Annotated in this window: 18 protein-coding genes; 6 read left to right on the top strand and 12 right to left on the bottom strand. The window is 48.9% G+C overall.

The features are described 5' to 3' along the window. Positions 1-714, bottom strand: a complete 714-nt coding sequence (gene mtgA / locus AC53GJ_RS14925; RefSeq protein ID WP_496728837.1) for a monofunctional biosynthetic peptidoglycan transglycosylase — start codon at positions 712-714, stop codon at positions 1-3. A 357-nt stretch (positions 715-1071) separates the two neighbouring features. Here mtgA and AC53GJ_RS14930 point away from each other — a divergent pair, with 357 nt between their 5' ends. Together AC53GJ_RS14930 and AC53GJ_RS14935 are read left to right on the top strand one after the other, a co-directional pair. Continuing rightward, the gene (locus AC53GJ_RS14930) at positions 1072-4002 is read left to right on the top strand and encodes a hybrid sensor histidine kinase/response regulator (RefSeq protein ID WP_496728838.1); all 2931 of its coding nucleotides are present in this window, start codon (positions 1072-1074) and stop codon (positions 4000-4002) included. Further along, complete coding sequence (locus AC53GJ_RS14935; RefSeq protein ID WP_496728839.1) at positions 3992-5212, top strand: response regulator; 1221 nt, start codon at positions 3992-3994, stop codon at positions 5210-5212. Before AC53GJ_RS14930 ends, AC53GJ_RS14935 begins: the two co-directional genes overlap by 11 nt. Positions 5213-5256: 44 nt before the next feature. Here AC53GJ_RS14935 and tyrA read toward each other — a convergent pair whose 3' ends face one another. Both tyrA and AC53GJ_RS14945 read right to left on the bottom strand, forming a co-directional pair. Next, complete coding sequence (gene tyrA, locus AC53GJ_RS14940) at positions 5257-6399, bottom strand: bifunctional chorismate mutase/prephenate dehydrogenase (protein WP_496728840.1); 1143 nt, start codon at positions 6397-6399, stop codon at positions 5257-5259. 6 nt (positions 6400-6405) lie between these two features. Next, entirely contained in the window at positions 6406-7464 is a 1059-nt protein-coding gene (locus AC53GJ_RS14945; protein WP_496728841.1) for a 3-deoxy-7-phosphoheptulonate synthase, read from the bottom strand. 352 nt (positions 7465-7816) lie between these two features. Here AC53GJ_RS14945 and AC53GJ_RS14950 point away from each other — a divergent pair, with 352 nt between their 5' ends. Then, entirely contained in the window at positions 7817-8596 is a 780-nt protein-coding gene (locus tag AC53GJ_RS14950) for a substrate-binding periplasmic protein (RefSeq protein WP_496728843.1), read from the top strand. Positions 8597-8613: 17 nt separating this feature from the next. Here the strand turns inward: AC53GJ_RS14950 and AC53GJ_RS14955 are convergent, their stop codons facing one another. The 6 genes from AC53GJ_RS14955 to ffh all read right to left on the bottom strand — a co-directional run bounded on the left by AC53GJ_RS14955 (position 8614) and on the right by ffh (position 13732). Next, positions 8614-9840, bottom strand: coding sequence for a threonine/serine exporter family protein (locus AC53GJ_RS14955; RefSeq protein WP_496728845.1), 1227 nt, complete (start codon positions 9838-9840; stop codon positions 8614-8616). 188 nt (positions 9841-10028) lie between these two features. Further along, complete coding sequence (gene rplS, locus AC53GJ_RS14960) at positions 10029-10388, bottom strand: 50S ribosomal protein L19 (protein ID WP_496728847.1); 360 nt, start codon at positions 10386-10388, stop codon at positions 10029-10031. 7 nt (positions 10389-10395) lie between these two features. Next, on the bottom strand, positions 10396-11187 hold the full coding sequence (gene trmD, locus AC53GJ_RS14965) for a tRNA (guanosine(37)-N1)-methyltransferase TrmD (RefSeq protein ID WP_496728848.1): 792 nt from the start codon (positions 11185-11187) through the stop codon (positions 10396-10398). Beyond that, the gene (gene rimM / locus AC53GJ_RS14970) at positions 11187-11714 is read right to left on the bottom strand and encodes a ribosome maturation factor RimM (protein ID WP_496728850.1); all 528 of its coding nucleotides are present in this window, start codon (positions 11712-11714) and stop codon (positions 11187-11189) included. Before rimM ends, trmD begins: the two co-directional genes overlap by 1 nt. Before the next feature lie 26 nt (positions 11715-11740). Further along, positions 11741-11992 (bottom strand): 30S ribosomal protein S16, encoded by a 252-nt coding sequence (rpsP, locus tag AC53GJ_RS14975; RefSeq protein ID WP_306520742.1) that lies wholly within the window; start codon positions 11990-11992, stop codon positions 11741-11743. Positions 11993-12364: 372 nt separating this feature from the next. After that, positions 12365-13732: a signal recognition particle protein gene (gene ffh / locus AC53GJ_RS14980; protein ID WP_496728852.1), complete on the bottom strand. Its 1368-nt coding sequence runs from the start codon at positions 13730-13732 to the stop codon at positions 12365-12367. A gap of 132 nt (positions 13733-13864) precedes the next feature. On the opposite strand from ffh, the gene AC53GJ_RS14985 reads away from it, so the two are divergent. Next, on the top strand, positions 13865-14671 hold the full coding sequence (locus AC53GJ_RS14985) for a cytochrome C assembly family protein (protein WP_496728854.1): 807 nt from the start codon (positions 13865-13867) through the stop codon (positions 14669-14671). 64 nt (positions 14672-14735) lie between these two features. After that, complete coding sequence (locus tag AC53GJ_RS14990) at positions 14736-16004, top strand: HlyC/CorC family transporter (RefSeq protein ID WP_496728856.1); 1269 nt, start codon at positions 14736-14738, stop codon at positions 16002-16004. Positions 16005-16239: 235 nt separating this feature from the next. Here the strand turns inward: AC53GJ_RS14990 and gshA are convergent, their stop codons facing one another. Together gshA and AC53GJ_RS15000 are read right to left on the bottom strand one after the other, a co-directional pair. Further along, positions 16240-17856, bottom strand: coding sequence for a glutamate--cysteine ligase (gene gshA, locus AC53GJ_RS14995; protein ID WP_496728857.1), 1617 nt, complete (start codon positions 17854-17856; stop codon positions 16240-16242). A gap of 85 nt (positions 17857-17941) precedes the next feature. Then, positions 17942-18385, bottom strand: a complete 444-nt coding sequence (locus AC53GJ_RS15000) for a CBS domain-containing protein (RefSeq protein WP_496728859.1) — start codon at positions 18383-18385, stop codon at positions 17942-17944. 92 nt (positions 18386-18477) lie between these two features. On the opposite strand from AC53GJ_RS15000, the gene AC53GJ_RS15005 reads away from it, so the two are divergent. Further along, complete coding sequence (locus AC53GJ_RS15005; protein ID WP_496728861.1) at positions 18478-20022, top strand: methyl-accepting chemotaxis protein; 1545 nt, start codon at positions 18478-18480, stop codon at positions 20020-20022. An 80-nt stretch (positions 20023-20102) separates the two neighbouring features. Here the strand turns inward: AC53GJ_RS15005 and clpB are convergent, their stop codons facing one another. Continuing rightward, entirely contained in the window at positions 20103-22688 is a 2586-nt protein-coding gene (gene clpB, locus AC53GJ_RS15010; protein WP_496728862.1) for an ATP-dependent chaperone ClpB, read from the bottom strand. Between the last annotated feature and the right edge of the window lie 9 nt (positions 22689-22697).

Genomic DNA, 22697 nt, shown 5'->3' on the forward strand with positions numbered 1-22697 from the left:
TCAATGGTGAGACTGTTGTAAGCGGCGTGATTGAGGAGCCAGCTGTCGCATCTGCCGTAAAATCCAGTGCTGGCGTTTGCTGACATAAGCTGAAGGTTTTTGCACCGAGAAACGATGCGGGTTTGGTAACACGGCGGCCAGCAACGCCGCCTGAGAACGACTCAGTTTCGCAGCTGAAGTACCAAAATAGCGTTTGGCTGCAGCTTCTGCGCCGTAGACACCAGGCCCGAATTCAATCGAGTTCAGATAAACTTCCAGGATCCGTGGTTTGCCCCAGACGGTCTCCAATAACACTGTCAGACCCGTTTCCAGACCTTTACGCAGCCAACTGCGCCCGGTCCATAAGAACACGTTTTTTGCTGTTTGCTGGCTGATGGTGGAAGCGCCGCGGATCCTTTTGCCTTTGCTGTTATAATCCAGCGCTTTTTCAATCGCCTGCAAATCAAAACCATGATGCGACAAAAATTTTTGGTCCTCCGCCGCCACCACCGCCTGCAATAAATGCGGCGAGATTTCGGGCAGTGGAACCCACTGATGACGACGCTGATAAGACGGCTCTCCCTGCCACCAGGCCGCCAACTGCCGTTCTAACATCACCGCAGTATAAGGCACTGGCACAAAGGCAAACAACAACAGCAAACCGAGCCATGCCGCTAGTCCATAACGCAGCAGTTGCAGCAGACAAACCCATATCATTTTGAAAATATCAGTCACAACCGTTCATCTGCCAGCTACAAATGAAAAAGTATAAATTGTTATCTTGCTACTGCATAGTCAAACTGAATCACACACTTGTGCTGACACAAAACCATAACCACGGCAATGTTGAAACATGCTGCCAGCTAAACAATCAGCTAGTTCCAAACGGCGTCATTGGTGAGTGCCGAGTACATTAAAATTTACGTCTGTACTGCAAATCAAGCAAAAATTGCGGCGCAGGGCCAGATTTTCCAACAAACAGTTGCAACGAGCCCAGCCTTCAACTCACACAACCAGCTTACCGGCTTTACTACCAATCTGGCCAGACTCTGTTAAAACTAATAACAGCCTAATGGAAAAAGGGACAATGGTATGTTCACGGGCATTCTGGATTTTCTGCAACTGATGACCACCCCTTGTTTTGTGCTGAATGCAGATGGCGAGATGTTAGGCTGCAGCCACAGTTTTAATGCGGATCCGGTGCTGGTGATGCACCAGCATTTGTTGGTCAGTAAAGCTGCTGCTCAGCTGTCATATCAGGATAGTGCTTTCATTCAATTGACGCTGTTACAACAAAAGTACCTGTTGTCTATATTGCAATTAGATAACGAACAATGTCGCTGCTGGCTGGTGAGCTGTCAGCAGTGCCCGGATAGGTTGGCTACACCCGCGATCCAGCCTGTTGCGGAAATAGCCAATCCAATACTGACGCAACATCCAGTCAAAACTGCCCTGGTGATGGCAGACCTGGTGCTGGAAAGTGAGTTGGCGGAATTCCGCCAATCAGTGAGCTTTTCTGCTCAATTACAGTTACTGATGCAACAGCACCAACTGTATGATTTGGAGCAACAACTGACGCATGCCAGGCAAAACCGGCAAACTTTAGAACTACTGATTGGCACCCAAACGTATACCTTTGTACCGCAGCATCTGGCTGACAGTGAGTGTCTGTTTATCCAGCAAAAGCAGCATTGCCTGCATGACAGCGATTTTTCTGCCTTGCTACAGGCACTGGAAACCTTGACAGGTGGCATAGTACTGATGGATGCCACTGGCAATATGCGTTATTTATCCCGTCAAATTGCGCTAAATTTTCCGCATTTTACTGCCAAACCCCAGCAGCCAGCTTTAGAACAATTGGTCTGTGCCGTTTTACATCACAATTGTAAGACCAAACCGGAACAACTACAGGCAATATTACGCTGGCTGCGGCGACAGTTCCGACAACAGAAAAGAATGCAATTTCAGCTGAAACTGTCGGACGGCCGCACGTTCCAATACCGTGATTACGTCCAGCCCCATGGCAGCCGGGTCGGTGTACTGACAGACGATACCAGTGCCAGTATGCTAGAGCAGTTATTACAATTGGCAGCCAACCAAAGTGAGCATGACCGTCACCGTCAGTTTAACCTGCTGTCCACGCTAAGCCATGAAATCCGTACCCCACTGAATGCGATGACCGGGCTGGTTGAATTATTAATGACCGATCCGGTGCTGAGTCAGCACCAGTACATCAGTACCATTGATAAAACCAGTCGGCATTTACTGCAACTGTTAAATGATGTGCTGGATTTGTCGAAACTAGGCTCAGAGCAAACCAGTCTGCAACTGGCGGAAACCGATCTGCGCCAGCTCTGTGAAGATGTGATGGAATCTTTTGTCGCCAAAGCCAGATTAAAAGGTCTGAGGCTTGAGTTGTTTATTGACCCGGCAATCAATGGTCAGTATCTGTGTGATAGCTTACGGTTACGTCAGGTGTTACAAAACCTCCTCAGTAATAGCCTGAAATTTACCTTAGGTCCGCATGGCAAAGTGCGGCTGGATGTGCTGGCTAAAGCCGAACAGCAACGACAGCAACAACAAATCACTTTTCATATCATTGACAATGGGATTGGGATCAGTCCTGATCAGCAAAAACGGATCTTTGATAGTTTCAGTCAGGCGACGCCTGATATTTATTACCGTTTTGGCGGCACTGGTCTGGGTTTGTCAATTTCAACCTACATTTGCCGCCTGATGGATTGCAAGTTAGTCGTCGACAGCCAGCTTGGGCAAGGCGCAGATTTTCATTTTAGTCCCGAGTTTCAACGACTGAGTATCAGTCCATGGCAATGGCCGGAAAATTTGCTTGATCACCCTGTGTATTGCAATAGCCAGTCGTTACAACAACTCCTTGCGAGATATCAGGAACAGCTGCCTTTCAGGGTATTGTTCCGTAATGCCACTCAAATGCTGCAATCTGGTCAAACATCTGAGCAAGTACGGATCCTGGATTTGCACGACAATACCATCCGCGATAAAGCAGCGTTTCTGGCCCAGTACAGCAGTTTGACCGGACTGAATTTTGTGATCAATTCCAGCCTGGCCAGACAATATCAGCGGTCAGATTTATTGTTGCTCAATACGAACCCTTTCCGGCTGAGCCAGTGGTTGCAGATGTTGCTGCAAAAAAATGCCACGCCGGCACCCCCTCAGTCAGCGGTGCTGAGGCCTCAGGCTCATCGCGCCATCAGGCTGCTCATCGTCGATGATAATCCAGAGAATTTATATGTTTTACAGCAACAACTGGCCGCTCTGGGTTATTGCGCTGATCAGGCGACTGATGCAGAAACAGCTTACAACCTATATCAGTTGCAACCCTATCAGTTGTTGCTGACCGACTATCAGCTCTCAGGCTGGAATGGTGCCGAACTGGCATTTCATTTGCGCAATTATGAGCAACAATATCAGTTACCCGCCAGTCAAATCTGGATACTGACCGGCAATAACACCAGCAGTTGTCAGGCAGAATGTGAAAGTGCCGGGGTAAATCAACTCCTGCTTAAACCTTGTTCGCTGGCTGTGTTACAACAAAAACTGACTGATTTCGTCAAAACCATCCGCCAACCAGCATGCCTGCCAACAACAGCAGCAGTCACCGCAGAAATCCAACCACTTGCTGACACTACAGCAGTGTTGGTTGATCCTGAAACCATTTTTATATTTACCGGCCCCTTGCAGGGTGAAGCGTTAAAACACACGTTAGCCCAGTTCAGGATCCATTTGGAACAGCAACAGCAAAAGCTGCAGTTGGCTTTGCAACAGCATAACCGCCTGCTGCAACTGGAGATTTTCCATAATATTAAAAGTAACGCGCAATATTATGGTTCGATGTTGCTAAGCCAGATGGCTGAACAGCTGGAAACACAGCTATCGGATCCGGCGCGGCCAGCATTGCAACAGACCGATGTCCGCAGTTTTGAACAGCAACTGCGGCTGGTGGTGAATAAATTTACTCAACTGGAGCAAGCTAATGAAACTTAACAGCCACAGCCATGTTGTGTTTTACACCAATGAACGCGACAGTGATCAAATGCTGTTGCGATTACTTGCCCAAAGCGGCGCCCGCATCTCGCTGATTGAAAGTTCTACCCAGTTACAAACTTTATTGACCGAGCGCAGCACGAAGGTGCTGTTTTTGGCAACGGAAAACTTGCAAGCCAGCCTCGATCTGTATTACCGGGCATTTAATGAAGTGCAGAATCAGACGATTTGTCAGCATGCTGTTGTGGCGCTGATTTGTCGGCATGAAGAACAAGATGCATATGACGCTTATTGTGGTGGCTTGCTGGATGATTATCTGGTGGCTCGGCCGTTGTACGAATTACACAGACCCGTGGTTATTTGCACCCATCTGTTTCGCCAGTTAGGCATAGTGTTCTCCCGGCATGGTCATGAGCTGAACAATGAAATTTCTTTAGCCACGACCAACCGGCAAATCAGTAAAGGCATGAAAATCAAAGCTCAAGTCAGGTCAGACATTGAGCATACCATCAGTTTTATCGAAAAATCACTGGATGAAACACTGAAAAAAATTCAGTTACAACAGGACATCAGCCTGAACTTTAATTTACTTCGTCAGACCCTGGCCCAAATTAAATCAGATGAAATCCGGCCGGAACTGCTCAGGTTGCAACATAAGGTCATTGATATTCTGTCGGTGATGATAGCCGAAGATCAACAGACACCTAAAGCCGGTGCAGATACAGACGATGATCAGTTACCTGAATTGCCGGATCCCGTACCTGCAGCTCAGCAATATAACCGGCTGTACCAGTCAGTTAACACTGAAAAAATTGTCAACACAGAATTGAAAAAAATTCGCCGTATTTTGTTGGTTGAAGATGACCAAATCAGCCTGAACCTGACGTTGATGATGCTCAAACAATGTGGTGCAGAAGTAGACACCGCCACCTGCGGACGCATCGCTTTTTCTTATATGAAAAATAAAAAATATGATTTTGTTTTTATGGACATTAATCTGCCAGATACCAATGGTTTGTATGTGCTTGACCAAATTCAGCGCAATGTCGGCACCAATCAGCAAACCCCTTTTATCATGCTGACAGGTAACAAAAATAAAGACATTGTCAAACAGGCGATTGACCGTGGAGCTAAAGGCTATTTGCTAAAACCACTTTATAAAGATGCGGTTGAAAAAATTTTTGATAAATTCAGCCATGACTGCAACTGATGGGTGACTTTGGCCGGCCCCCCATTCAGTAGAGTGAATATTCACTAACTTCGCTCATCAGCCGCTTTTTGCAATAAACGCCGGCTTTCTTGCAAGAATTGCGTCGCCAACCCACCAAAGAACTGCTGGCCTTTGGCAAACTCAGCCATTAAACCTGGTTTATCTTTTGCCGCCAGTAAATGCGACAACTGATTAAAACGGTGCTGATAACGCTGCAATAAACCAGTCACTGCGGCGGAAGACAACATAATGTCGGCATATAATTCGGCATTTTGGGCAAACAATCGTCCCACCATCGCCAGTTCCAACCGGTAGATGGGTGAACTCAGCTCAAGCAACTGCTGTAAATCGGCCTGCTCTTCCGCCAGATGCACGCCATAGACTAATGAACTGAAATGGCGCATCGCCTGGATCAACTGCATCAGTTCATCATGTTGGCTAGCCGTTTTTTCCGTCAGCACAGCGCCCCACACTTTAAATTGTGCTAACAGCCACTGATACTCCGCTTCGCCCCGGCCGTGACAGCAGACAACCACCTGTTTGACGATATTACTGATATCAGGTCCAAACATCGGGTGTAAACCGAGCACCGGGCCTGGATGTTGCTGTAACATCGCCTGCAATGGCTGCACTTTGACACTGGTCAGATCTGCCAATACACAATCTGCCGGCAACGGCGGCAACTGCTCGATCAGTGCCGTGGTTAAGTGAATAGGTACCGCCATCAGCACCAGACAACAATCCGCAACTAATTCAGGCGCTTGCGGCCAATCAGCCGTTTCCAGCACCGCCACCTGATAACCGGAGCGTTGGAATAATGACACAAAACGTTGACCTAGCGCGCCAGCGCCGCCAACCACCACCACTTTACCAGCACCAGCACGGCAACAGACAAAACCGGTTTCCTGCGTTTGATAGGATTCGCGCATCACCCGCCGTAATACATCCTCGACCAACTCTGCCGACACCCCCGCTTGTTCCGCCTGGGCACGTCTGGCTTTGAGCAACGCCATTTCCCGCTCCGGTACATACAGCGGCAACGCATGCTGCTGTTTGACCTGACCGACCTGCGCGGTAATTTTGGCTCTGTCCGCCAGGAGTTGCACCAGTTGGCTGTCAATGTCATCAATCTGCTGGCGCAGTGGCTGCAATGCGGCCATCGGATCAGTGCTGAAATTGCTCATCATTCCCTCTTATGCCGCAGCAACCACCGGTTGCATCTGTAAGTGTAAACCGGCCAGCAACTGCGCTGTGGTTTGCCAGTCAATGCAAGCATCAGTGACAGAAACACCGTATAACTCAGCTTTGCCATTGACGATATTTTGCCGTCCGCCATTGAGGTGGCTTTCCAGCATCAGTCCAATAATAGCTTTGTTTCCGAGGAGTCGCTGTGCCACCACAGCTTCAGCCACCAGCCCTTGCCGGTTATGATCTTTATTGGAATTGCCATGACTGCAGTCGACCACTATCGCTTGCGGTAATTGCAGTCGCTGCAACTGCGCCACAGCCGTATCAATGCTGGTGCTGTCATAATTTGGCTGTTGCCCGCCACGCAAAATGATATGACCATCCGGATTACCGGCAGTCTGCACCAGCGCCACTTCACCGCGTTGATTAATCCCGATAAAGGTATGCGGACTGGCGGCCGATTGCAGCGCATTCAGTGCGATACTCAAATTACCGTCAGTTCCATTTTTAAAACCAACCGGCATTGACAAGCCACTGGCCATTTCACGGTGCGTTTGTGATTCGACGGTACGGGCCCCGATGGCGGCCCAGCAGATTAAATCCGATAGATACTGCGGACTGATAGGATCCAAAGCTTCAGTTGCAGTCGGCAATTCCATCTCGATCAGTTTCAGTAACAATTCACGGCCGCGGGTGAGACCGGTTTCCAAATCAAAGGAGTCATCCAGATGGGGATCATTGATGTAGCCTTTCCAGCCGACTGTGGTACGGGGTTTTTCAAAATAAACCCGCATCACAATATATAGACTATCGCTGTATTGCAGTTGCAACGCTTTTAAGCGCTCGGCGTATTCAATCGCAGCCACCGGATCATGGATTGAACAAGGCCCAGTCACCACCAGCAAGCGCGGATCACGGCCATGAATAATATCGGCGATGTCCTGCCTGGACTGCTGGACAAATAATGCCCCTTGCTCTGACAGCGGTAATACTCTTTTTAACACTAAAGGTGGGCTTAATGGTCGTTCCGCCACAATTCTTACATCATCAACAATTTTACGCATACTGCTAGCTCCAATGAACGGCTGGACTTGCACTGGTTTAGCGCAAGCTCGACCGTAAATTTTTCAATACACAATGTATTTAATAAATTACAATAGACGGCATATTAAAAAGCAAGCCAAGTAAAGTCAATCAAATAAACTAGCAAAAATGCGGCATGCAATTAGGTAACTCAATTTCCAGCAATAAATAATGTGTATAAAAATAATTACATCATTTTATTTTGCTGATGCCACCCTTCGATAACCGCATAAAAAACAGACAAAATTATGCTTCTTAGTCGCCTGTGACATTGCAGCACTGCCGGAACCCCGTTACATTATTGATTCAACGAATAACGAGGTGCCTGATCTGATGCGGCTCTGGCAATACATACTAAATGGTGCTGTGCTGTGGTATGCAGCTGCATCTGAGGCCAAACCACAGACAGTGCGCGTTTTCACTGAGCACCTGCCGCCATATCAGATTGTCAGTCCACAGCAGATCAATGGTTTTGCCACCGAAGTGGTCCGTCGGACTTTTGAACAGGCCGGTGTTGCCTATCAAATTGAAGCTTCAAGCTGGAGCCGGGCTTATCAAATGGCGCTGCGCCAGCCTGCTCGTTGTATTTATTCCATCTCCCACAGCAAGGAGCGGCAGCCGCTGTTTCATTGGATTGGCGCAATTTCATATAACATCACAGCTTTTTATGCGCTGAAAAAACGCCGCGATATCCAATTAAACAGCCTTGCCGATGCCAAAAGTTATGTGACTGCAGTGACGCGGGATGACATCACACACCATTACCTGCTCAAACAAGGATTTAAAGAAGGGGAACAACTCTATTTGCTGGAAAACATCGACATGATGCTGAATTTATTGCAAAGCCGTGATGATATTGATCTGGTGATCCTCAATGACACTATTTTGAAATACCGGGCGGAAGAATCTGGGGTACAACTGGATTCTTTGCAAAAAAAACTGGCGTTACCGGAGTTGCCGCTAGATTTTCATCTGGCTTGTAGTTTAACCACCAGTACAGAAGTGGTTAAACGCCTCAAATACAGTCTGCAACAACTGAAAGACAGCGGCGAGTTTGATCGCATCGTCGCCGGCTGGTCAGAGAAATTGCAACAGCATCCGAAGCCGCTTTGATGCTGGCGAAGGCACAGTTATAAACTTTTTTTCGGCGGTAAGGCAACATTAGCAAAAATAAAGCCTGCGACCAGTGACATAAAAATCAAAAAGGTCTGCTGCCCCAGCTGTTCCGTCGCCACCATATGCTCGCCGGAGATCAACGAATTCAGACCAATATAAGTTTTACTGCCGGGCACCAGCACTATCATGCCTTGTAAGGAAACGATACTGGCGGGCGCATTCATCAGTCGGGTAAACACATTACCATAAACGCCGACCGCAAAAGCACCTACAAAGGCTCCCAGCGCCAGTCCCAGGTAAATACCGCCGACCAAACTGGCACCATAAGCAATAAAACCAGAAGCCAGGCCCCAGAGGATATGTTTAGCGCGGGCCCGAAACACGATAACCAGACTACCACATAAAATCGTCACCGCCAGCCAGGCGGTCCAGGCTGGCACTGCGACGCCAGGCTGGACGGCAACTTCGCCAACGCAGAGCTGACCCAGCGCCATGCCGAGGAAAGCGCCAAAATACAATTTGAATAACAACATCACGGCATCCATGATCCTGGCCGTGCCAGAGACCAGATGACGGGCAGCCAGTTCAGCCAGCCCCAGCGTTAATGCTAAACCTGGAATAAATACAATAATGGATGACAACACCACTAATGGCACATGAATGCCTGCATCAGCATAAGCGGCGATCAAAGTAGCCACAAAAGCGGATACCAGCGCCACTAAAGGTTCCAGCATATTGGTGACGCGACGGCTTTTCTCTGCCCAGAGTACAAACAGATAAACCAATAAGCTTAAGGCACAGGCCCAGAACACATCATGCCAACTGGCGCGCATCAGCATAGCAAAAGCACCACCTGCGGCGCCAAAGGCCAGGAAAGTACTAAAACGGGAATAGGGATTGGGCATGGCCGCAATTTCATTGAGCCGAGCTGTGGCTTCTTCCAGTGTTAATTGCTGACTAGCCAGCGCATCAACAATTTCATCGGTATGAGATAACGAACCTAAATCCAGCTCACCAGGCATGACACGCGCCACATGGGTATATTCATTTTCTTCACCCGGCTGCCAGATCACAAAAGTTAACACGGTCGGCGTGATGGCAAAAGCGGCACCTATGCCTAAAAACTTGGCCACATCCAGCAAATGCACTTCTAACCGGTAAGCCGGTGTGCCAAATTTATGCAACATTTTGCCGAGCTTGATAATAAAACGGCGTTTTTCAATAAAACTGGCACTATGCACAAAGGATCCTTTTGGCGGCCTTGGCTGAATAACAACAATTGTAGTCTGGCTTTGTCACAGAAAAAAGAGTGAACAAAAATAATAACTTACTGGCTTATCGCGATTTTTCAAATGAGGGACAGAGTTGAGCAGCGCGTGTTGTTGGCAGGGCAAAAAAAAGCTGCCCGAAGGCAGCTTTTAAAGAGTGCTTAGTTAAGCTTTTCGCGGATACGCGCTGATTTACCTGAACGATCGCGTAAGTAGTAAAGCTTGGCACGGCGCACTGCACCACGACGTTTCAGCGTGATGCTGTCAATCATTGGGCTGTGTGTTTGGAATACACGCTCAACACCTTCGCCGTTCGAAATTTTACGAACAGTGAAAGCAGAGTGTAAACCGCGGTTACGCTTGGCGATAACAACGCCTTCGTAAGCCTGCAGACGAGTTTTATCGCCTTCTTTAACTTTAACTTGAACAACCACAGTATCACCTGGGCCGAAAGCTGGAACGTCTTTTTTCAGCTGTTCGTTTTCAAGTTCTTTGATGATGTTTTGGCTAACTTTGCTCATAACAATCTCACTTTACCTGGAATAAACTATCGTGTTGCTGCAACGCCTGGTGTTCCTGTTGGAACTCGTCCAGTAATTTGCGTTGCTCCTTAGTCAGAGCCAGGACATTTAACATATCCGGCCGTCTTAACCAGGTCCTACCAAGGGCCTGCTTTAGACGCCAGCGTCTGATGTTTTCATGGTGTCCGCTGAGTAATACAGCCGGAACCTGTTTGCCGTCTAACACTTCTGGTCTGGTATAGTGCGGACAATCAAGCAATCCAGAGGCAAACGAGTCCTCGACTGCTGATAAATCATGCCCCAGTACGCCTGGTACCAGTCGCGACACCGCATCAATCAGCGTCATCGCAGGCAATTCGCCCCCACTCAGCACGTAATCACCGATTGACCATTCTTCGTCAATTTCCGATTCAATTACGCGTTCATCAATGCCTTCGTAACGGCCTGCTACCAAAAGCAGCTTCGAATAAGTCGCGAGTTTTGCCACGCCCGCCTGATCTAGCTTCCGACCTTGCGGTGAAAGATAAATCGTTCTGACGTCGCCACCTGCTGCAGCCTTCGCGGCGCGAATTGCGTCCGTGAGTGGCTGTACCATCATCAACATACCAGGGCCGCCACCAAAAGGTCTGTCGTCGACAGTGTTATGTTTATCCGAGGTAAAATCCCTTGGATTCCAGCACTGTACGTCGATCAGGCCGTTTTTGACTGCCCGGCTGGTCACGCCGAATTTTGTCACAGCATCGAACATCTGCGGAAATAAGGTAATGACCCCAAACCACAATTTAGGCTGTTCGGCCATTAAAATTCAGGATCCCAGTCAACAATGATCCGACCTTGCGTTTTATCAACCGCTTTAATGACAGAGTCAGTTAAAAACGGTAACAAACGCTCTTTCTGACCAAATGCATCATTCCGGTTGGCTTTGACGACGATCACGTCGTTTGAGCCTGTTTCCATCATGTCCACAACCTCACCTAAGTCGTAGCCAGTTTCAGTGATTACTTTTAAGCCCATCAGGTCTTTCCAGTAATAATCACCGTCTTCGAGCTTTGGCAAGGCTGAGGGCGTCACTGCGATGTCAATATTGACATAGAGTTGCGCCTGATCACGGTCATTCACGCCATCAATTTTGGCAATTAAGCCATTACTGTGCCGCTTCCAACTGCTGATCTGCACTGGTCGCCAGTTACCCTGCTGTTGAATCTGCCAGGGTGTGTAATCAAATATCCCTTCCGGGATCTCTGTGTAGGAGTTTACTTTTAGCCACCCGTTGATGCCGTAAACAGCGCCAAACTTACCTAAGACAACTAAATCTTTACCGTTCAAGGTTTAAACTCCAACCAGATTGCTAATTAAGCAGAAGCTTTTTTAGCTGCTTTTACCAGTGAAGCCACGCGATCACTTAAAGAAGCGCCTTGCGCTACCCAGTGGTCAACACGGTCCAGGTCGATACGCGCTTTCTCTTCAGTACCGCTAGCGATTGGGTTAAAGAAACCCACGCGCTCAATAAAGCGGCCATCACGAGCAAAACGGCTGTCAGCGACCACAACTTGGTAAAATGGACGCTTTTTCGCGCCACCACGTTGTAAACGAATAGTTACCATACCGTCCTCTAAATCAATCGTTCAGGTTTTATTGAAATAAAAATCCCTGCAGTCAAACCACAGGGACGCCGAATTGTACGCATTTTTTCCCCGAATGCAAGGATTTTCAGGCTTTGCAGCCGATTCAGCCAGTAGATAAGTCTGTGGATAAGCTCTTGACAAGCTTGCCAGCAAGGGGTTTCGGCAAGGAAAAAAAACTGCGGCCGCAGCACGACTGGCGTCAGTTGCTCGCTGATAACGAGCCGGAAGCTCTAGTGTGAGTCAGGCACAAGCCAGCTGCAAGGAGACTTGTACCACTAGCTGCTGGTAACGACTTCAGATCAAAAAAGCTGCCGAGGCAGCCTTTTACAACAAGAAGCATCAATGCTGGTGTTAGCGTGGTGGCAACATCCCTGGTGGCAACTTGCCGCCCAGCCCACGCATCATTTTCATCAGACCACCTTTGCCACTCATCTGCTTCATCATTTTCTGCATCTGGGTAAACTGCTTCAGCAACTGATTGACATCTTGCACCTGAGTCCCGGAACCGGCGGCAATACGTTTTTTGCGAGAGCCTTTAATTAAATCCGGAAATTGCCGCTCTTTTGGCGTCATCGAATTGATAATGGCTTCCATTTTGCCAAATTGTTTATTATTGACCTGATCTTTGGCACCAGCCGGCAGGTTTTTCATGCCTGGCAGTTTGTCCAGCATCGACATCATGCCGCCCATGTTGCGCATTTGTACCAGTTGATCGCGGAAGTCTTCCAGACTAAAGCCCTGCCCTTTCATCATCTTGGCAGCAACTTTCGCAGCTTGATCGCGGTCAACTTTTTGTTCGAGCTCTTCGATCAGGCTCATCACATCGCCCATACCGAGAATTCGCGACGCAATGCGATCCGGATGGAATGGCTCTAATGCATCAGACTTTTCGCCCATCCCGATGAATTTAATCGGTTTACCTGTGATATGACGAATCGATAAAGCAGCACCACCACGGGCGTCACCGTCCGCTTTGGTCAGAATAACGCCAGTCAGTGGCAGCGCTTCATTAAAGGCTTTTGCCGTGTTTGCCGCATCCTGACCTGTCATGGCATCGACCACAAACAGCGTTTCGATTGGTTTAATCGCTGCATGTAATGCTTTGATTTCATCCATCATTTCACTGTCGACGTGCAAACGACCGGCGGTATCAACTAACAAAACATCATAAAAACCTAACCGGGCCTGACTGATAGCGCCGTTGACAATATCGACCGGCTTTTGGCTGATATCGCTTGGGAAAAATTCAACACCGACTTCTTTGGCCAGCATTTCCAACTGTTTAATGGCCGCCGGGCGATAAACGTCAGCAGACACCACCATGACTTTTTTCTTTTTCCGCTCTTTTAAAAAGCGTGCCAGTTTACCAACAGAGGTGGTTTTACCCGCCCCTTGCAGACCGGCCATCAGTACCACTGCAGGCGGTTGCGAATTCAGCGCCAACTCTTCGTTGGCTTCGCCCATGGCTTCTTCTAAAGCTTTTTTGACAATCTTCAGAAATTCCTGTCCCGGCGTCAGACTTTTACTGACTTCCAGACCGACCGAACGTTCTTTCACCTGCTGGACAAAATCCCGCACTACCGGCAAAGCGACATCCGCTTCCAATAGTGCCATCCGCACTTCACGCAGCGTTTCTTTAATATTGTCTTCGGTTAAACGGCCACGGCCGCTGATATTCTTCAGCGTTCGGGTTAAACGATCGGACAGGTTTTCAAACATGTTTTGTTACCACGAATGTCAAAATGGCGGTGATTATAACCGAGCAAGTGGCTGCCGTCAGCCGTTGGCTCTGTCATTCTTGCAAAGCTTGCAATACAATAGCTTTTCGCGCCTTAAATTGGAATTATTCGCATGTCTTTCGCGCTGTTACCTTTAGTTGCTTTTATCTGTTATCTGTTTGCCACTGTGGCTGTGGCACAACGACTGTATCATCCGCAGGGCCCGCAGTTAAAACTGGTGTTTTCGGCCGCCACTCTGGGCATAGTGCTCCATATGCTGGGGCTGAGTCAGTCCATGTTTGCCATGGATGGCCAGAATTTCAGTCTGGTCAATGTCAGCTCGCTGGTGTGCTGGCTGATCACCTTGTCTTTTACCTTGGCTGCATTACGAACCCCAATCACCTTGTTATTGCCCATCGTCTTTGGCTTTGCCGCCTTGGTGCAGCTCGCCGTTGGCTTGTTGCCCGCCGGTCAGCAACTACAGCATTTTGAACAAAACCCCTGGTTGTTGCTGCACGTGATTGTGGCTTTTATCGCTTATGTGATGCTGATTATGGCAACTTTGTATTCATTTCAGGTCAGTTACATCAGCCAGCGGCTGAAACAAAAAAGCCCGCTGCAAACCGGCTCAGTCTTTCCGCCATTAATGCAAGCCGAACAATTATTATTCCGGCTGGTGCTGCTGGGGACCTTGCTGCTCGGACTGACCCTGTTAAGCGGCGCCATTTTTACTGAAGACTGGTTTGCCAGGCATAATGTGCATAAAAACGTGTTAAGCCTGCTGGCATTTTTGCTGTTCAGCCTGTTGTTGATGGGTCATGCCCGCCTCGGCTGGCGTGGCCGCATTGCCAATGGCCTGACGATTGCCGCCAGTCTGTTATTGACGCTGGCCTATTTTGGCAGTCGTTTTGTGCGGGAAATTCTGCTCGAACGGTTGTAATTCTTGACTCAAAGGCCGCTTTAGCTTATTAAATAAGGTTCTGCGGCTACACAGGTTTATACTCTTGGACGATATATCGACCAGCACCTTGTTTATTATCCTGGGTGTACTGGTATTTTGCTCTGCTTATTTTTCCGCCACCGAAACAGGCATGATGTCGGTCAATCCTTACCGGCTAAAACACCTCTGTAATGAAAATCATCCCGGTGCCAAACGCGTCACTGCCATGCTAAACCGACGCGATCGACTGATTGGTCTGATCCTGGTTGGTAATAATCTGGTCAATGTGGCAGCGTCTTCAATCGGCACTATTATCGGGATGCGCTTGTATGGTGACTTCGGTATTGTCATCGCTGGTTTTGTCCTGACGATCGTGATTCTAATTTTTGGTGAGGTTACCCCCAAAACACTGGCAGCCATCCATCCGGAACGGGTGGTTTACCCAAGTTCACTGCTGTTGCAACCCATGATGAAGGTGCTGTATCCATTGGTATGGCTACTGAACTGGATTTGTAATAACTTCCTGAAATTGTTTGGTGTCAGCACCGAACATCATCATGGCCACAGCCTGAGCAGCGAAGAGCTGCGCACTGTGGTGCATGAAGCCGGCGCTATGTTGCCGCAGGAACACCAGAATATGCTGGTTGGGGTGCTGGATCTGGAAAATGCCACAGTGGAAGATATTATGATCCCGCGCAATGAACTGGCTGGCATTGATATCAACGACGATTGGAAAGACATCGTGCGCCAGTTGGCCAACACTCAGCACAGCCGGATTTTGTTGTATCGTGACAATATTGACGATGCACTGGGCTTTTTACACATCCGTGACATTATGCGACTGGTGTTAAAAGAACAATTGACTAAAGCTACCCTGCTACGCTCGGTCAACGATATTTATTTTATTCCGGAAGGCACGCCGCTGAATACTCAGTTGGTGAAGTTCCAGAGCTCAAAAGAGCGGATTGGCCTGGTGGTCGATGAATATGGCGATATTCAAGGACTTGTGACGCTGGAAGATATTCTGGAAGAAGTGGTCGGTGAATTCACCACCCATATTGCCGAGCAAAATAGTGAAGAAATTCAGCCACAACCGGATGGTTCTTTCCTGGTGGATGGCAGTATTAACCTGCGGGATCTGAATCGGGAAATGCAGCTGAATTTTCCGTTGGATGGTCCGAAAACCCTGAACGGCCTGATCCTCGAATACCTGGAAGAAATTCCGCAAAGCAATTTAGGGCTGAAACTGCTGGGTTATCCGATGGAAATTCTGGAAGTGCAGGACAATATGATCAAAACCGTCCGACTGACACCGAAGCGCCAGGCAGAATAAATCAACGCCCTGACAAAGCGCCGCCCTTCGACGGTAGACCAGGCAAAAAATAATTTATTTTTTTCTGCTTGGTACTGAACTTTTCACAGGGCATTGCTTCTAACTTGCTGCACGGACGCAACCAAGTTTTTGTTTTCATCCCTGGATTCTCTTATCCTTAGTTTACGGCCACTGATGTGGCCGTTTTTTTGCCCAGCGTTTTACATCAGCTTGAGCGCTGAGCAAAGTGCTTCGCTCAGCCCTGACAATCGGTCAGGGCATTTTCAGCAAAATATTGCGTCAGATAATCGTCAAAACTGCCACTATCAGCGGCTTCAATCTGCTGCTGTGCTGCCACAGACTCAGTCGCCCACTGCTGAAATTCAGCCTCGGAATAATACTGATAGTCTGATGTCAGGAGTTGCTGACGATATTGCTCAGACAATTGCAGGCTGACACTGTTGTTGTCATGCTGCGCCGCCAACAGTTGATTTAACACTTTGCCGGAAAAGGTTTGTGCCGGATCGAGCAAACTGAGGTAAAACTGTTTCATCACATCCTGATAAGGCGTCGGCTGCCCTGCCGCAGATGCTGGCGCATGCGCCTGATCGAGCCAGCGCGCCAATGGCATTAAATCAGCAAATAGCTGTTCAGCCCAATCCTGCATCAGTCGTGGCTGAGAGTCTTGTAACAACTCCAGATTCAGCCTGCGACCATCAGTCACCACTTTACGCAGATTCTGGTCCACCTGTGACTGCTCAGCCGCCGACATCAGCGGGCTTTGCTCCAACAGGCAATACAGCAGGAAAATATCCAGAAAGCGCATTTGTTCAGCACTGATGCCAATATTGCTAAACGGATTCACGTCCAGCGCCCGCACTTCAATATATTCAATGCCGCGTTTGGCCAAGGCACAGGTCGGCCTTTCCCCGGACTTGGTGGTGCGTTTTGGCCGGATCGTCGAATAAAACTCGTTTTCGATCTGCAGAATATTGGCATTGAGTTGCTGATATACACCCTCAACTTTCACGCCGATGCTGGCATATTCAGCAGAAGGCGTACTGATCGCCTGCTGTAAACCCGCCACATAAGCCGTTAAGTTGTTATAACTGACATTCAGTGCCGACTGTGCGCTGTTGGTATAACCCAAATCACTCATCCGCAGACTGGTGGCATAAGGCAAATACAAACTGCCTTTGCCTAATGGCTGAAACGGATACGGACTGCTACGACCTTGCAAAAAAGATTTACACATCGCTGGTGAGGCGCCAAACAGATACACAATCAACCAGACATAACGCTTATAGTTGCGAATAAGGCCAAGATATTGCGCTGAGATAAAATCTTGCAACGGCTGCTCATCAGCAAGCAACTGCTGATAACCCTGCCAGAATTCGGTCGGGATGGAGAAATTAAAATGCACCCCGCTAATGGCCTGCATCATACTGCCATAGCGATTTTTTAAACCTTGCCGGTAGACCGTTTTCATCCGGCCGACATGCGACTTACCATAATAGGCCAAGCGGATTTCATCCTGATGGCGAATAAAACAAGGCATACTGCCAGAGCCCAGGCGTTCATCACCGAGCTGGCGCACCGCAAAACGATGAATATCCGTCAGTTGCCTGATAGTGGTTGCAATATCCGACTGCGCAGGTGTAATAAACTCCAGCAAAGCTTCCGAAAAATCTGTGGTGATCAGCGGATGCGTCAACGCCGAGCCCAGGGCCAGCGGGTGATCCTGCTGCGATAAGCTGCCGTCGGGTTTAATCCGCAGCGTTTCACGTTCAATACCACGGCGGATACCGGTGATATGTTGATTCCAGTCAGCCGCTTGCACAGCGGCGATACGATCAAGCAGAAATTGGCTCAAGTGCATTCCTTTTAGGGATGGTGTCGCCGGATCATTGGGTAGCCGGTTAAAAAAAACAAGGTGGCTACTTTAATCTGACAAGGCATTATTCTTCTTCTTCCGCTCTGCGCCGTCTTTTGTGCTGAGCACGGACAATTAATCGCAAAATATCTTTCCAGGACACGATACCAATCAGCCGCAACTGCTCATCGACCACTGGCAAACAGCTGATATTTTTTTCCAGCAACAAGCTGGCCGCAGCCAGAATCGTTGTTTCCTGCCGGATGCTGATCACCGGGCTGGTCATGATGTGTTTTACTTTACGACTCTGGATAAATAATTCAGTGGTTTTATCCGAGGCTGCATCACCGACCGGACTTAAAGCCCGGTAATAATCCTTCACAGACACAATGCCAATCAGCCGGTGGGTGATATCAATCACCGGAACATGCTGGAACTTGGCTTCGACAAAATAAGGTCGCAACGCAGCGACAGACGCATCCTCAGTGATGGTCAGGACTTTTTTTGTCATAATTGCGGCAATGGTCATGCTCGCGTTCCTATTTTCTCTGCTGCTATTCAGTCACTTTATAGTAAACTACTGTATCATCAGCTTAATTAAACTCCAAGTCAGCACAAACTATGAATAGACGTAACCAGCAAACCCAGAACCAGGAAGTTGTGTTTGATAAAAATACCGAACTGGTTTCTACCACAGATTTACGCGGTGTGATCACTTATGCCAACCCGGCTTTTTGTCAGGTGTCGGGCTACAGCGCGGCAGAATTGGTGGGCAAAAATCACAACATGGTACGCCACCCGGATATGCCTAAAGCGGCTTTTGCCGATTTGTGGCAAACACTGAAACAACAACAATCCTGGCGCGGTCTGGTAAAAAACCGCTGTAAAGATGGCCGCTACTATTGGGTCGACGCCTTTGTTACGCCGATTTACCAGCAACAACAATTGGTTGGTTATCAATCCGTCCGGCGGTTACCAGAGCGGCAATTAGTGCAGCAAGCGGAGCAATGTTACAGCCAAATCCAGCAAGGCAAAACCCTGAGCGGCTGGCGGATGCAGTATGGCTGGCGCATCAGCCTGGTACTGGCTGCCACCCTGTTATTGACCCTGTTGGGCTGTCTGTATCTGACCGGCTGGTTTGCTGCAGTGTTGTTACTGCCATTGTTGCTGCTGCTGTGTTGTTATGACGAGCTGGTGGTCATTCCACAGCAATTAGCTGCATTAAGGCAAAAATCGGACTCCGTGAGTCGCTTTATTTACAGCGGCACTGGCCCTTTTGGCGTCGCTGATTTCCAGTTGCAATTATTACAAGCCAAGATCAGCACTGTGTTAGGTCGCACCGGCGATAGCACCTCGCAGCTGAGCCTGATTGCCGACACCCTGGCAGAAGCAGTCACCCAAACTACCCTGGGCATTGATCAGCAACAACAACAACTGACGCAAATTCATCAGGCCAGTGCCGAGCTGAATCAAACGGTCAGCGATATCTCCAGCCGTACTGAACACACCACAGCGCAAGTGCACAGTACCCATGAGATTTGTCAGTTGGCACAACAAGCAATGCAATTAACCGCCAGCACAGTGCAACAATTGGCAAAAGAAGTGGATGGTGCAGCCAGCACTGCCGATGGCTTAGCCGTCGAAGCAGAGCGGATTGGTGCAGTGATGACTGAAATTCAGGGTATTGCCGATCAGACCAACTTACTGGCACTGAACGCTGCGATTGAAGCAGCCCGGGCTGGTGAGCATGGCCGCGGTTTTGCCGTGGTGGCGGATGAAGTACGGGCCCTATCGTCCCGCACCCATAAAGCGACCGAACAAATTCAGCGTTCGATCGGTGAAATCCAGCAAACCTTGCTGAACTGGGGCAAAGTGATGCTGAAAAGCCGTGAGCAAGCCGATAGCTGTGTGCAACAAAGCCATCACAGTGAACTGCAGCTCAATGACATTGTCAGCATGGTGGATCAAATCGCTGCCGCTTCTGCCGAAATCGCCACCGCCACGGCCCAACAAAGTAATGTTGCCGCCAGAGTGGCAGGTCATGTGCAGGATATTCAGCAAATTGCAGCGCGTAATAGCGGCAATATGGCGGTGGTTGCCGAAAACAGCGACGGTTTACATCAAAAAGCGTCCGAGTTGACCAATCTGAATAAAACATTTGGTTAAGGTCATCAACTGAGCCGCCTTTATCGCGGCGTACCATAAAAAACCGCCAGCAGCTGCTGGCGGTTTTTTTTATATCTATCTCAGTGGTTGACTCTGCTACTGACCACAAAGCGGCCGTCTGCAACATCTATCAGCACTGTGCTGCCCGGCAGAATTTCGCCACGCAATAACGATTGGGCCAGGGTGTTTTCAACATACTGCTGAATGGCCCTTTTCAGCGGTCTGGCACCAAACAGCGGATCAAAACCTACAGCAGCAATTTGCTCTAGTGCAGCTTCTGATACCTCCAGCTCCAGTTGCCGGTCAGCCAGTCGTTGCCGTAGCCGTTGTAACTGAATACCGGCGATATTTTTGATCTGGGCATGATCGAGCGGATGGAACACCACAGTTTCATCCACCCGGTTTAAAAACTCAGGTCTGAACTGTTGTGCCAGTACGCCCATCAGCATCGACTTCATCTGCTCGTAACTTTGCTCATGGTAATGTTCCTGAATTAAATCAGAACCCAGGTTGGAGGTCATAATAATGACACTGTTTTTAAAATCGACAGTGCGACCCTGACCATCGGTCAACCGGCCATCATCCAGCACCTGCAGCAGAATATTAAACACATCCGGATGGGCTTTTTCCACTTCATCGAGCAAAATCACTGAATAAGGCCGCCGCCGCACAGCCTCCGTCAGATAACCGCCTTCTTCATAACCAACATAACCTGGCGGCGCCCCGACCAGCCGTGATACTGCATGTTTTTCCATAAATTCAGACATATCAATCCGCACCATGGCATCTTCACTGTCAAACAGGAAATGCGCCAAGGCTTTGGTGAGTTCAGTTTTCCCCACCCCGGTTGGGCCTAAAAACAGAAAAGAACCAATAGGTTTGTTCGGATCAGATAAACCGGCCCGGGAGCGGCGAATGGCATTAGACACCGCCAGTACAGCTTCGGTCTGACCTATCACCCGCAGCCCCAGCGACTGCTCCATTTTCAACAGTTTATCCCGTTCGCCTTCCAGCATCTTGCTGACCGGAATGCCGGTGGCCTTGGACAAGACTTCGGCAATTTCGACCTCAGTGACTTTATTCCGCAGCAGCGTCATTTCATGCATTTCGGCCTGGGCCGCTAAATCCAGCCGCTTTTCCAGCTCAGGAATACGTTCGTATTTCAGTTGCGACATCCGGTTTAAATCACCGGCCCGGCGCGCTACTTCCATATCGAGTCTGGCTTGTTCTAAATCGGCTTTAATACTTTGGGTGCCCTGCAAAGCGGCTTTTTCTGAACTCCAAACTTCATCCAGTTCATTGTATTTGGCGTCCAGCTCACGAATTTGCTCGATAATAAAATCACGGCGTTTTTTACTGGCGTCATCGGTTTCTTTGGACAGCGCATTATCTTCCAGTTTCAACTGAATAATGCGGCGCTCTAGCCTGTCCAGCTCTTCGGGCTTCGAGTCCATCTGCATCCGGATACTGGACGCAGCTTCATCAATTAAATCAATGGCTTTGTCAGGTAATTGCCGATCGCTGACATAACGGTGCGATAAGGTAGCGGCCGCAACAATGGCCGGATCTGTGATATCAACGCCGTGGTGCAGTTCATACCGTTCTTTTAAGCCGCGTAAAATAGCGATGGTATCTTCCACTGAAGGCTCTTCCACCAGCACTTTCTGGAAGCGGCGCTCCAACGCCGCATCTTTTTCGATGTATTTGCGGTATTCATCCAGCGTGGTGGCGCCAAGACAATGCAGCTCACCGCGCGCCAGCGCCGGTTTGAGCATATTACCGGCATCCATAGCGCCATCGGCTTTGCCGGCACCAACCATGGTATGAATTTCATCAATAAACAGAATGACCTGGCCTTCTTCTTTCGCCAGTTCCGATAACACCGCTTTGAGCCGTTCTTCAAATTCGCCGCGATATTTCGCCCCCGCCAGCAAAGCCCCCAGATCCAGCGACAATACCCGCTTATTTTTCAGCCCTTCCGGCACTTCGCGGTTGATGATACGCAGCGCCAGCCCTTCGACAATGGCGGTTTTACCGACACCTGGTTCACCAATCAGCACCGGGTTGTTTTTGGTGCGGCGTTGCAACACCTGAATACAACGGCGAATTTCTTCATCGCGGCCGATCACCGGATCCAGTTTGCCGGCTTCAGCCCGCGCGGTTAAATCAATGGTGTATTTGGTCAGCGCCTGGCGGGTATCTTCAGCATTGGCATCATCTACTTTCTGGCCACCACGCAGTTGTTCGATAGCAGCTTCAACCCGTTCTTTGCTGATCGCAAGCTGTTTAAATAAGGCGCCTAGTTCGCCTTTATCATCACAAGCCGCCAACACAAACAACTCACTGGAAATAAACTGATCTTTGCGTTTTTGTGCCAGTTTGTCGCACAAATTCAGCATATTGATCATACCAGTTGACAGTTGTAAATTGCCTTCTGTGCCTTCCACCTTGGGTAAACGTTCAATGGCCTGGCTGATTTTGGAACGTAAATCATGCAGATTGACGCCAATTTTGCTGAGTAAATCCCGCACGCTGCCGCCTTCCTGATTCAGCAACGCATGGAGCAGATGGACAGGTTCGATAAACTGATGGTCACGGCCCAGTGCTAATGACTGGGCTGTGGCAATGGCTTCCTGAAATTTGCTGGTGAATCTTTCTAAACGCATGAGCTTGTC

Source organism: Rheinheimera sp. B2H12, from assembly GCF_059620065.1.

Coding starts and splice junctions, on each gene's coding strand:
- AC53GJ_RS14930 (WP_496728838.1), top strand. CDS start 1,072: ATGTTCACGGGCATTCTGGATTTTCTGCAACTGATGACCACCCCTTGT.
- AC53GJ_RS14935 (WP_496728839.1), top strand. CDS start 3,992: ATGAAACTTAACAGCCACAGCCATGTTGTGTTTTACACCAATGAACGC.
- tyrA (WP_496728840.1), bottom strand. CDS start 6,399: ATGATGAGCAATTTCAGCACTGATCCGATGGCCGCATTGCAGCCACTG.
- AC53GJ_RS14945 (WP_496728841.1), bottom strand. CDS start 7,464: ATGCGTAAAATTGTTGATGATGTAAGAATTGTGGCGGAACGACCATTA.
- AC53GJ_RS14950 (WP_496728843.1), top strand. CDS start 7,817: ATGCGGCTCTGGCAATACATACTAAATGGTGCTGTGCTGTGGTATGCA.
- rplS (WP_496728847.1), bottom strand. CDS start 10,388: ATGAGCAAAGTTAGCCAAAACATCATCAAAGAACTTGAAAACGAACAG.
- trmD (WP_496728848.1), bottom strand. CDS start 11,187: ATGGCCGAACAGCCTAAATTGTGGTTTGGGGTCATTACCTTATTTCCG.
- rpsP (WP_306520742.1), bottom strand. CDS start 11,992: ATGGTAACTATTCGTTTACAACGTGGTGGCGCGAAAAAGCGTCCATTT.
- ffh (WP_496728852.1), bottom strand. CDS start 13,732: ATGTTTGAAAACCTGTCCGATCGTTTAACCCGAACGCTGAAGAATATC.
- AC53GJ_RS14985 (WP_496728854.1), top strand. CDS start 13,865: ATGTCTTTCGCGCTGTTACCTTTAGTTGCTTTTATCTGTTATCTGTTT.
- AC53GJ_RS15000 (WP_496728859.1), bottom strand. CDS start 18,385: ATGACCATTGCCGCAATTATGACAAAAAAAGTCCTGACCATCACTGAG.
- AC53GJ_RS15005 (WP_496728861.1), top strand. CDS start 18,478: ATGAATAGACGTAACCAGCAAACCCAGAACCAGGAAGTTGTGTTTGAT.
- clpB (WP_496728862.1), bottom strand. CDS start 22,688: ATGCGTTTAGAAAGATTCACCAGCAAATTTCAGGAAGCCATTGCCACA.